We start from the raw sequence: 11,441 nt of genomic DNA on the forward strand, positions 1-11,441 counted from the left end.
ATGGCTGACTATCAGGGTAAAAAAGTCGTCATCATCGGGTTGGGGCTGACCGGCCTCTCCTGTGTTGATTTCTTTGTCGCACGTGGCGTGACGCCGCGCGTGATGGATACCCGTGTCGTGCCGCCGGGGCTGGAAAAGCTGCCGAAAGAGGTTGAGCGCTGGTTAGGTTCGTTAAACGAAGACTGGCTGCTGGCTGCCGACCTGATCGTGGCCAGCCCGGGAATGGCGCTGGCTCATCCGTCGCTGATGGCGGCGGCGGATGCCGGAGTAGAGATCGTTGGCGATATCGAGCTGTTCTGCCGCGAAGCGCAGGCGCCCATCGTAGCGATCACCGGCTCTAACGGCAAAAGCACCGTCACCACGCTGGTGGGCGAGATGGCGAAAGCCGCAGGCTGGCAGGTTGGCGTGGGCGGCAATATCGGCCTGCCAGCACTGATGCTGCTGGAGCAACCGGCGCAGCTTTACGTGCTGGAACTCTCCAGCTTCCAGCTGGAAACCACCACCAGCCTGCGCGCCGCAGCTGCCACCATCCTTAACGTGACAGAAGATCATATGGATCGCTATCCGCTGGGGATGCAGCAGTACCGTGCGGCCAAGCTGCGCATTTATGAGAATGCCGCCGTCTGCGTGGTCAATGCCGATGATGCGATGACCATGCCGGTGCGTGGTGCCGACACGCGCTGCGTCAGTTTTGGCGCCGACGTCGGCGATTATCATCTCAATCACCAGCAGGGCAGTATCTGGCTGCGGGTGAAAGGCGAGAAAGTGCTGAACACCGATGAGATGCATCTGGTCGGTAAGCACAACTACACCAACGCGCTGGCCGCGCTGGCGCTGGCGGACGCCGTCGGCCTGCCGCGTGCCAGCAGCCTGAAAGCGTTAACCACCTTCGCCGGTCTGCCGCACCGTTTCCAACTGGTGCATGAGCGCAACGGCGTGCGCTGGATAAATGATTCCAAAGCCACCAACGTCGGCAGCACCGAAGCGGCGCTGAAGGGGTTACAGGTTAAGGGAACGCTGCATCTGCTGCTCGGCGGTGACGGTAAATCCGCCGACTTCAGCGCGCTGGCACCCTACCTGCAGGGGGAGCGTATCCGCATCTGGTGCTTTGGCCGTGACGGTGCGGAGCTGGCTGAGCTGCGCCCGGAAATTGCCGTGCAGACGGAAACCCTGGCTGAAGCGGTGCAGCAGATTAAAACCGTACTGCAGCCTGGCGATCTGGTGCTGCTGTCTCCGGCCTGCGCCAGCCTCGATCAGTTTAAAAACTTTGAGCAGCGCGGCGACGTGTTTGCCCAACTGGCGCGGGAGGCTGACTGATGCGCGTTCCTGGTCTGAGCCTTGCCAGCGGTATTTCTGACCTGCTGAGAAACTGGGTCATGGGATCGCGTGAAAGCGATACCAACTCGATGGTGCTGTATGACCGCACCCTGCTATGGCTGACGTTTGGCCTGGCGATTATAGGTTTTGTGATGGTGACATCGGCGTCGATGCCGGTTGGCCAGCGTCTTAACGATGACCCGTTCTACTTTGCCAAGCGCGATGCGTTTTACATCCTGCTGGCGATGGGGATGGCGCTGGTGACCCTGCGCGTGCCGATGGATTTCTGGCAGCGCTACAGCAATATCATGCTGCTGGGCACCGTTGCCATGCTGCTGGTGGTGCTGGTGGTGGGTAGCTCGGTTAACGGGGCATCGCGCTGGATCGCCCTCGGCCCGTTGCGTATCCAGCCTGCCGAGCTGTCAAAACTGTCGCTGTTCTGCTATCTCGCCAGCTATCTGGTGCGTAAGGTCGAAGAGGTTCGTAACAACTTTTGGGGCTTCTGCAAGCCGATGGGCGTGATGGTGGTGCTGGCGGTACTGCTGCTGGCGCAGCCGGACCTCGGTACGGTGGTAGTGCTGTTTGTCACCACGCTGGCGATGCTGTTCCTTGCCGGGGCAAAACTGTGGCAGTTCCTTGCGATTATCGGCTCCGGGATTTTCGCCGTCTGCCTGCTGATTGTGGCCGAACCCTATCGTATGCGTCGCGTCACCTCCTTCTGGAACCCGTGGGAAGATCCGTTTGGCAGTGGCTACCAGCTGACCCAGTCCCTGATGGCGTTTGGCCGTGGGGAATTCTGGGGCCAGGGCTTAGGTAACTCCGTGCAAAAACTGGAATATTTACCGGAAGCTCACACCGACTTTATCTTCTCGATTATCGGAGAAGAACTGGGTTATATCGGTGTGGTTTTAGCCCTGTTAATGGTATTCTTCGTCGCTTTTCGCGCGATGTCCATCGGGCGAAAAGCTTTAGAGATCGATCAGCGCTTTTCCGGCTTCCTCGCCTGTTCAATTGGCGTCTGGTTTAGCTTCCAGGCACTGGTTAACGTCGGGGCCGCAGCGGGCATGTTACCGACCAAAGGTCTGACGCTGCCGCTGATCAGTTACGGTGGTTCGAGTCTGATTATTATGTCGACCGCCATCGTGTTCCTGTTACGCATAGATTATGAGACGCGTCTGGCGAAAGCCCAGGCGTTCACCAGAGGGTAGTTGATGACTGGAAAGCGACTGATGGTGATGGCTGGCGGAACCGGTGGGCATGTTTTCCCCGGGCTGGCGGTGGCACACCATCTGATGGCGCAGGGCTGGCAGGTACGCTGGCTTGGAACCGCTGACCGTATGGAAGCGGACCTGGTGCCGAAGCACGGCATCGAAATTGATTTTATTCGCATCAGCGGGCTGCGTGGCAAAGGCATCAAAGCATTACTGGCGGCGCCACTGCGCATCTTCAACGCCTGGCGTCAGGCGCGGGCGATTATGAAAGCCTGGCAGCCGGATGTGGTACTGGGAATGGGCGGTTACGTTTCCGGCCCCGGCGGTCTGGCCGCGTGGAGCTGCGGTATTCCGGTGGTGCTGCATGAGCAGAACGGCATTGCGGGTCTGACTAACAAATGGCTGGCGAAGATTGCCAGCAAAGTGATGCAGGCCTTCCCAGGTGCCTTCCCTAAGGCGGAAGTGGTGGGGAACCCGGTGCGAACCGACGTGTTGGCACTGCCTCTGCCGGCGGTACGCTTAGCCGGGCGTGAAGGCCCGACGCGCGTGCTGGTGATCGGTGGCAGTCAGGGCGCCCGCGTACTGAACCAGACCATGCCGCAGGTGGCGGCCAGGCTGGGTGACAGCATTACGCTGTGGCACCAGGTGGGTAAAGGCGCGCTGGATGAAGTGAATCAGGGCTACATTCAGGTGAACCAGACGCAGCATAAGGTGTCCGAGTTCATCGACGATATAGCCGCCGCCTACGCCTGGGCTGATGTGGTGGTGTGCCGTTCCGGCGCGCTGACCGTCAGCGAAGTGGCTGCGGCAGGATTACCGGCGATATTTGTGCCGTTTCAGCATAAAGATCGTCAGCAGTACTGGAATGCCCTGCCGCTGGAGCAGGCCGGTGCCGCCAAAATTTACGAGCAGCCGCAGTTCACCAGTGAGGTGGTGGCGGCAACGCTGGCAGGATGGGATCGCGCAACGCTGCTGAACATGGCAGAAAAAGCCCGCGCGGTGGCGATCCCGGATGCAACCGAACGTGTCGCAGCTGAAGTCAGTAAAGCGGCCAAATGATTTTTGTAGGGGCAGGCAGGTCTGACCCGCAGCAACACAGGTAACAGATGAATACACAGCAACTGGCAAAACTGCGTTCTATCGTGCCCGAGATGCGTCGCGTCCGGCACATCCACTTTGTTGGCATCGGTGGTGCCGGCATGGGCGGTATTGCCGAAGTGTTAGCGAATGAAGGCTATGAAATTAGCGGTTCAGACCTGGCGCCGAATGCGGTGACTCAGCATCTGAGCGCGTTGGGCGCAACGATCTATTTTAACCATCGCCCGGAGAACGTCAGCGATGCCAGCGTGGTGGTGGTCTCTACCGCTGTCTCGCAGGACAACCCGGAAGTGGTTGCCGCACGCGAAGCGCGTATCCCGGTGATCCGCCGTGCTGAGATGCTGGCTGAACTGATGCGCTTCCGCCACGGTATTGCCGTTGCTGGTACGCACGGCAAAACCACCACCACGGCGATGGTCTCCAGCATTTATGCCGAAGGCGGCCTCGACCCGACTTTCGTTAACGGTGGGCTGGTGAAAGCGGCGGGAACCCACGCGCGCCTTGGCAGCAGCCGTTACCTGATTGCGGAAGCGGACGAGAGCGATGCCTCATTCCTGCATCTGCAGCCGATGGTGGCGATTGTCACCAATATCGAAGCCGACCACATGGATACCTACCAGGGCGACTTCGAAAATCTGAAGCAGACGTTTATCAACTTCCTGCACAACCTGCCGTTTTATGGCCGTGCGGTGATGTGCGTGGATGACGCGGTGATCCGCGATTTGATCCCGCGCGTCGGGCGCCAGATCACCACCTATGGCTTTAGCGATGACGCCGATGTGCGGGTGGAAAATTACCAACAGCGCGGCGCACAGGGCTTCTTTACCCTGGTACGCCACGACAAACCGCTGATGCACGTAACATTGAACGCCCCGGGCCGCCATAACGCGCTTAACGCCGCCGCTGCGGTTGCCGTGGCGACGGAAGAGGGCATTGAGGATGATGAAATCCTCAGCGCGCTACTGAGTTTCCAGGGCACCGGGCGCCGCTTCGACTTCCTCGGTGAATATCCGCTGGCAGAAGTGAACGGCCAGGCAGGCAGCGCGATGCTGGTGGACGATTACGGCCATCATCCGACCGAAGTTGACGTGACGATTAAAGCCGCGCGTGCCGGCTGGCCGGATAAAAATCTGGTGATGATCTTCCAGCCACACCGCTACACGCGCACCCGCGATCTGTATGACGATTTTGCCAACGTGCTGTCACAGGTCGATGTGCTGCTGATGCTGGATGTTTACGCCGCCGGTGAGGCACCGATCCCCGGCGCCGACAGCCGCTCTCTGTGCCGCACCATTCGTGGTCGTGGCAAAGTCGACCCGATTCTGGTGTCTGACCATGATGCCGTGCTGGAAATGCTGTTACCGAAGCTGACCGGTAACGACCTTATTTTAGTGCAGGGCGCCGGCAACGTTGGCCGTATCGCCCGCACGCTGGCTGAGCTTAAGTTACAACCGCAGACGATTAAAGAGGAACATCATGGCTGAGAAAGTAGCGGTATTGCTGGGTGGAACCTCCGCAGAACGTGACGTATCGCTGTTATCGGGCGCTGCCGTTCTGCAAGGCCTGCAGGATGCAGGCATTGATGCACATCCGGTCGACATCCGTGATTTCCCGGTGATGCGACTGAAAGAGGAAGGGTTTGCCAAAGCCTTTATTGCCCTGCACGGTCGCGGCGGTGAAGATGGCACCTTACAGGGCGTGCTGGAATTTCTGCAGATCCCTTACACCGGCAGCGGCGTAATGGCCTCGGCCATCACGATGGACAAACTGCGCAGTAAGTATCTGTGGCAGGGCTGTGGGCTGCCGGTGGCGCCATTTGTCGCGCTGACGCGCGCCCAGATGGATGAAGGCCTGACGGCGGATGAGCTGGCCAGCATTGATGCCCTTGGCCTGCCGCTGTTCGTCAAGCCGAGCCGTGAAGGTTCAAGCGTGGGGATCTCGCGGGTGAACGAGGCGTATCAGTTCCCTGCTGCGCTGGATGAAGCCTTCCGCCACGACGATGAAGTGCTGGTGGAAGCCTTTTTAAGCGGCCCTGAGTACACCGTTGGCGTGATTGGCGATCAAATTCTGCCGTCAATCAGAATAAAAACCGCCAGCGAGTTCTATGACTATGAAGCTAAATACATTTCTGACGATACTCAATACTTCTGCCCGTCAGGATTGAGTGCCGAACAGGAAGCGGAACTGAGCGAACTGACCCTCGCCGCCTGGCGCGCGCTGGGTTGCAGCGGCTGGGGCCGCGTAGACGTGATGATGGGCGGTGATGGCCGTTTCTATCTGCTGGAAGTCAACACGTCACCGGGTATGACCAGCCATAGCCTGGTGCCAATGGCGGCAAAACAGGCCGGGATGACCTTCTCGCAGCTGGTGGCGCGCATTCTGGAGCTGGCGGACTGATATGTCCCAGGCTGCTCTGAATGTCCGTAACCGCGAAGCGCAGGAAAAAGCGCGCACCGGGCGCAGTAACGGTTCACGCCTTGCCGGGATGATCTTTCTGGCGATGGTACTGGGCGTGATGCTGGCCGGTGGGTTTGTGGTGCTGAAATGGATGAACGATGCCTCGCAGCTGCCGCTGTCAAAGCTGGTAGTGACCGGGCAGACGCACTACACCACCAATGATGACATCCGCCAGGCGATTTTGTCGCTTGGCGAACCTGGCACTTTTATGTCGCAGGATGTGGATGTTATTCAGCAGCAGATTGAGCGCTTGCCGTGGATCCAGCAGGTGAGCGTGCGCAAGCAGTGGCCGGACGAATTAAAGATTCATCTGGTTGAGTACGTTCCGGTTGCACGCTGGAATGATGTGCATATGGTTGATGCAGAAGGCAAATCGTTCAGCGTCCCGGCCAGTCATCTCGGTAAAGAAAATATGCCGATGCTGTATGGCCCGGAAGGCAGCGAATCTGAAGTGTTAGCCGGCTACCACCAGATGAGTAACGCGCTGGCGGCCAGCAAATTGAAATTGAAGGCGGCGTCCATGACCGCAAGGCGTTCATGGCAGCTGGTGTTAGAAGATGACACCCGTCTGGAGTTAGGGCGTAACGAGGATATGAAACGTCTGCAGCGTTTCATCGAGTTACTGCCTACCCTGCAACGTCAGGGCCAGGCGGAGAACAAACGTATCAGCTACGTAGACCTGCGTTACGACTCTGGCGCGGCAGTAGGATGGGCACCGGCGCCGATGGCGGCCGCTGACAGTAATCAGCAACAGCAACAGAATCAGGCACAGGCTAAACAACAATGATCAAGTCGACGGACAGAAAACTGGTAGTTGGACTCGAGATAGGCACCGCGAAGGTTGCCGCCCTGGTAGGGGAAGTTCTGCCTGATGGCATGGTTAATATTATCGGGGTGGGCAGCTGCCCGTCTCGCGGGATGGATAAAGGCGGCGTTAACGACCTGGAGTCGGTAGTGAAATGCGTTCAGCGCGCTATCGATCAGGCCGAACTGATGGCGGACTGTCAGATTTCGTCGGTTTACCTTGCATTATCGGGCAAACATATCAGCTGCCAGAACGAAATAGGGATGGTTCCTATTTCCGAAGAGGAAGTGACGCAGGAAGATGTGGAGAATGTGGTACATACCGCTAAATCCGTCCGTGTTCGCGATGAACACCGCATCCTCCATGTTATTCCGCAAGAATATGCGATCGACTATCAGGAAGGGATCAAAAACCCGGTCGGATTATCGGGCGTGCGCATGCAGGCGAAAGTGCACCTGATCACCTGCCACAACGATATGGCGAAAAACATCGTCAAAGCGGTTGAACGTTGCGGCCTGAAAGTTGACCAACTGATTTTCGCCGGTCTGGCATCGAGCTTTGCCGTGCTGACCGAAGATGAGCGCGAGCTGGGCGTCTGCGTAGTCGATGTCGGCGGCGGTACCATGGATATCGCGGTTTACACCGGCGGCGCACTGCGCCACACCAAGGTTATCCCGTACGCGGGCAACGTGGTGACCAGCGATATCGCTTACGCCTTCGGCACTCCGCCAACCGACGCGGAAGCGATCAAAGTGCGTCACGGTTGTGCGCTGGGTTCGATTGTTGGCAAAGACGAAAACGTCGAAGTGCCAAGCGTAGGTGGGCGTCCACCGCGCAGCCTGCAGCGCCAGACGCTGGCTGAAGTGATTGAACCGCGTTACACCGAGCTGCTGAACCTGGTGAATGACGAAATCCTGCAGCTGCAGGAGCAGCTTCGCCAGCAGGGCGTGAAACATCACCTCGCGGCCGGAATTGTGTTGACCGGCGGCGCGGCACAGATTGAAGGATTGGCGGCTTGCGCCCAGCGTGTCTTCCACACGCAGGTGCGTATCGGACAGCCGCTGAACATTACAGGATTAACGGATTACGCGCAGGAGCCTTACTACTCAACGGCGGTGGGCTTACTGCACTACGGAAAAGAGTCTCACCTTAACGGTGAAGCAGAAGTAGAAAAAAGAGCCTCAGTGGGTAACTGGTTCAAGAAAATCAACAGCTGGCTGAGAAAAGAGTTTTAATTTTTACCATAGGGGATCATGCTAGACTTATTTAGTGATCTCCAGGCGAACAGGCACATAACGGAGAGAAATTATGTTTGAACCAATGGAATTAACCAATGACGCGGTGATTAAAGTCATCGGCGTCGGCGGCGGCGGCGGTAACGCCGTAGAGCATATGGTGCGTGAGCGTATCGAAGGCGTTGAGTTCTTCGCGGTGAATACCGATGCTCAGGCATTGCGTAAAACTGCGGTAGGCCAGACGATTCAGATCGGTAACGGAATTACTAAAGGTCTGGGCGCTGGGGCAAACCCGGAAGTCGGCCGTAACTCCGCCGAAGAAGATCGCGAAGCACTGCGTCAGGCACTGGAAGGTGCAGACATGGTATTTATCGCTGCGGGTATGGGCGGTGGTACCGGTACGGGCGCTGCGCCAGTCGTGGCTGAAGTGGCCAAAGACCTCGGTATTCTGACCGTTGCAGTGGTGACTAAGCCATTTAACTTTGAAGGCAAAAAGCGCATGGCTTTTGCCGAGCAGGGGATTGCCGAGCTGTCTAAGCACGTCGACTCACTGATCACCATTCCAAACGACAAGCTGCTGAAGGTGCTGGGTCGCGGTATCTCTCTGCTGGACGCGTTCGGCGCGGCTAATGACGTGCTGAAAGGCGCGGTACAGGGTATCGCAGAGCTGATCACCCGTCCGGGACTGATGAACGTCGACTTTGCCGACGTGCGCACCGTAATGTCCGAAATGGGCTACGCGATGATGGGTTCTGGCGTGGCCTGTGGCGAAGACCGTGCGGAAGAAGCGGCAGAAATGGCGATCTCCAGCCCACTGTTGGAAGATATCGACCTGTCTGGCGCACGCGGCGTGCTGGTTAACATCACCGCTGGCTTCGACCTGCGTCTGGATGAGTTCGAAACCGTGGGTAACACCATCCGCGCCTTCGCTTCTGACAACGCAACCGTGGTTATCGGTACTTCCCTTGACCCGGAAATGAACGACGAACTGCGTGTGACCGTGGTGGCTACCGGTATCGGCATGGACAAACGTCCAGAAATTACGCTGGTGACCAATAAGCAGACCACTCAGCCAGTGATGGATCACCGTTACCAGCAGCACGGTATGGCCCCGCTGCCACAGGAGCAGAAACCTGCGGCGAAAGTGGTCAACGATCCGGGCACACAGACTAACAAAGAGCCTGACTATCTGGACATTCCAGCCTTCCTGCGCAAGCAGGCAGACTAGGAATAACCCGAGAAATTGGGATTCTTCGCTCTTTGTGTTAAACTGTTCGCCCGCCAGTGAAGTAAACTGGCGGTCGGATGGCTAATTTTTGCGAGATAATGCGATGATCAAACAACGGACATTAAAACGTATTGTTCAGACGACTGGCGTCGGGTTACATACCGGCAAGAAAGTCACGCTGACGTTACGCCCTGCGCCGGCTAATACCGGGGTCATCTATCGTCGCACTGACTTGAATCCACCGGTTGATTTCCCGGCTGATGCCAAATCCGTGCGTGATACCATGCTCTGTACTTGCCTGGTTAATGAGCATGACGTACGTATTTCGACAGTCGAACACCTGAATGCAGCCCTTGCAGGCCTTGGCATTGATAATATTGTGGTGGAAGTGAACGCGCCTGAAATTCCAATTATGGATGGCAGCGCCGCACCCTTTATCTATCTGCTGATGGACGCAGGTATTGAAGAGCTGAATAGCGCTAAGAAGTTTGTGCGCATCAAACAGCCTGTCCGGGTTGAAGATGGCGACAAATGGGCTGAGTTTACGCCGTACAATGGTTTCTCACTGGATTTCACCATTGATTTTAACCATCCGGCGATTGACTCCAGCTCCCAGCGCTACCGCATGGAATTCTCTGCGGAAGCCTTCGCGCGTCAGATCAGTCGTGCTCGTACTTTCGGCTTCATGCGTGACATCGAAGCACTGCAGTCCCGTGGCCTGTGCCTCGGCGGCAGCTTTGACTGCGCAATCGTGGTAGATGACTACCGTGTATTGAACGAAGATGGCCTGCGTTTCGAAGATGAATTTGTGCGTCATAAAATGCTCGATGCTATCGGTGACCTGTACATGTGTGGCCATAACATCATTGGTGCGTTTACCGCATTCAAATCTGGCCATGCCCTGAACAATAAGCTGTTGCAGGCTGTTCTGGCTAAGCAGGAAGCATGGGAATGGGCAACGTTTGAAGACGAAGCAACACTCCCGGTGACATTCAAGGCACCCAATCTGGTTCTGGCGTAAGCCTGAACCTACTTATTACGACTGGTTGAGCTGGTACCCTCTCCGGCCAGTGAGGCCAGTCGTTCTAATATTTTCTTCAGCTTTTCCGGGCTTTGGCTCGCGACACTCCGTAAAATCTCCGCGCTATGCTCACTCAGCTGCCTCAAAGGCGGTTTCTCCGCGTCTTTCGCTCGAGTGCTGTTTTCTTGCACAGATTCCTGGCCTTTTGCCGCCAGCGATGGATTTATCCTGATGTCGATTGACGTCAATGATGGTAATATTTGCGCACGTAAAGCTGACAGCAAGCTGGACTGTTCGTAGCGTAAGCGCATCAGCCAGTTAGCATTAGCCGTTTCGATCACCAGAACGCCCTGACGAAAGTTTGCCACGCGGCACCAGGGATGCAGTTGGGCAGGAAGAATGCCCTGCACTGCGCGGTTCAGTTTGTTCAGAGCAATAGCTCGCTGCTGCACGTTTTGCAGCGCGCTCTTCTCCTGAGCATGGTCGAAAAAACTCTCAATTGATTGTGGGCGACTATCGCGCATAGCAAGCTCCGGCGGAACACAGTGATCGGTATTCTTAATCGTTGGCGACAATTTGGCAGACGTTATTTCTGGCCGCATCTCCTGTTGGGGATGGTCGCGGCGAGTCTTGGCCTGCCGCACGCGTCAGCGCACGATCGCCCTACCTTAGCAGAAACCTCGTCGCGAAGCCTGAATATTGGCACGGCGGTGCGTTTTGAGAGCCTGGCGCTGCTGGAGAGTGCGCGTCGCCCTTCATTCAGCGTAGATTACTGGCATCAGCACGCGATCCGCACGGTTATCCGCCACCTGTCATTTACGCTTACGCCATCGGTTTCCCCGGTGGCGGAAGAGACCCAGCCGCTTGAAGCCCATAAGCTGGCGCTGCTCGACACCCTTAACGCGCTGCTGACCCATGAAGCGAAACCGCCGGTCATCATTCGCACGACGGCCCAACGTCAGGTTGAAGCCGTTCCCCGCCATCAAACCGGCCTGTGGCTGGCACAGGTTCACGGCATTCGCGCCGGACCGCTATCTGCACTTAATTCATAACAACCAATCTGTTTAAA

The 11,441-nt window shown here is 57.2% G+C and carries 11 protein-coding genes; 10 read left to right on the forward strand and 1 reads right to left on the reverse strand.

Annotated features, from left to right (window positions below; all coding sequences use genetic code 11):
* The 9 genes from murD (at position 1) to lpxC (ending at position 10,372) form a co-directional block, all read left to right on the forward strand.
* On the forward strand, positions 1 to 1,317 hold the full coding sequence (murD, locus tag J2Y91_RS12030; protein ID WP_253538444.1) for a UDP-N-acetylmuramoyl-L-alanine--D-glutamate ligase: 1,317 nt from the start codon (positions 1 to 3) through the stop codon (positions 1,315 to 1,317).
* A complete protein-coding gene (ftsW, locus tag J2Y91_RS12035) occupies positions 1,317 to 2,525 on the forward strand; it encodes a cell division protein FtsW (protein WP_048914880.1) in 1,209 nt (402 codons plus the stop codon). The genes murD and ftsW overlap by 1 nt, the downstream gene beginning before the upstream one ends.
* Before the next feature lie 3 nt (positions 2,526 to 2,528).
* Entirely contained in the window at positions 2,529 to 3,587 is a 1,059-nt protein-coding gene (gene murG / locus J2Y91_RS12040; protein WP_253538447.1) for an undecaprenyldiphospho-muramoylpentapeptide beta-N-acetylglucosaminyltransferase, read from the forward strand.
* Between the two features lie 47 nt (positions 3,588 to 3,634).
* On the forward strand, positions 3,635 to 5,110 hold the full coding sequence (gene murC, locus J2Y91_RS12045) for a UDP-N-acetylmuramate--L-alanine ligase (RefSeq protein ID WP_133624530.1): 1,476 nt from the start codon (positions 3,635 to 3,637) through the stop codon (positions 5,108 to 5,110).
* Positions 5,103 to 6,023, forward strand: coding sequence for a D-alanine--D-alanine ligase (locus J2Y91_RS12050; protein WP_048914883.1), 921 nt, complete (start codon positions 5,103 to 5,105; stop codon positions 6,021 to 6,023). The genes murC and J2Y91_RS12050 overlap by 8 nt, the downstream gene beginning before the upstream one ends.
* A gap of 1 nt (position 6,024) precedes the next feature.
* On the forward strand, positions 6,025 to 6,870 hold the full coding sequence (gene ftsQ / locus J2Y91_RS12055) for a cell division protein FtsQ (protein ID WP_048914884.1): 846 nt from the start codon (positions 6,025 to 6,027) through the stop codon (positions 6,868 to 6,870).
* Positions 6,867 to 8,123: a cell division protein FtsA gene (ftsA, locus tag J2Y91_RS12060; protein WP_048914885.1), complete on the forward strand. Its 1,257-nt coding sequence runs from the start codon at positions 6,867 to 6,869 to the stop codon at positions 8,121 to 8,123. Before ftsQ ends, ftsA begins: the two co-directional genes overlap by 4 nt.
* Before the next feature lie 73 nt (positions 8,124 to 8,196).
* Positions 8,197 to 9,351 (forward strand): cell division protein FtsZ, encoded by a 1,155-nt coding sequence (gene ftsZ / locus J2Y91_RS12065; RefSeq protein ID WP_048914886.1) that lies wholly within the window; start codon positions 8,197 to 8,199, stop codon positions 9,349 to 9,351.
* Between the two features lie 103 nt (positions 9,352 to 9,454).
* Positions 9,455 to 10,372, forward strand: a complete 918-nt coding sequence (gene lpxC, locus J2Y91_RS12070; RefSeq protein ID WP_048914887.1) for a UDP-3-O-acyl-N-acetylglucosamine deacetylase — start codon at positions 9,455 to 9,457, stop codon at positions 10,370 to 10,372.
* An 8-nt stretch (positions 10,373 to 10,380) separates the two neighbouring features.
* Here the strand turns inward: lpxC and J2Y91_RS12075 are convergent, their stop codons facing one another.
* Complete coding sequence (locus J2Y91_RS12075; protein WP_133624528.1) at positions 10,381 to 10,896, reverse strand: DUF721 domain-containing protein; 516 nt, start codon at positions 10,894 to 10,896, stop codon at positions 10,381 to 10,383.
* Between the two features lie 21 nt (positions 10,897 to 10,917).
* Here J2Y91_RS12075 and secM point away from each other — a divergent pair, with 21 nt between their 5' ends.
* Positions 10,918 to 11,424 (forward strand): secA translation cis-regulator SecM, encoded by a 507-nt coding sequence (secM, locus tag J2Y91_RS12080; RefSeq protein WP_048914889.1) that lies wholly within the window; start codon positions 10,918 to 10,920, stop codon positions 11,422 to 11,424.
* The last annotated feature ends 17 nt before the right edge of the window (positions 11,425 to 11,441 follow it).

This window comes from Erwinia aphidicola (genome assembly GCF_024169515.1).
GTDB classification, from domain to species: domain Bacteria; phylum Pseudomonadota; class Gammaproteobacteria; order Enterobacterales; family Enterobacteriaceae; genus Erwinia; species Erwinia aphidicola.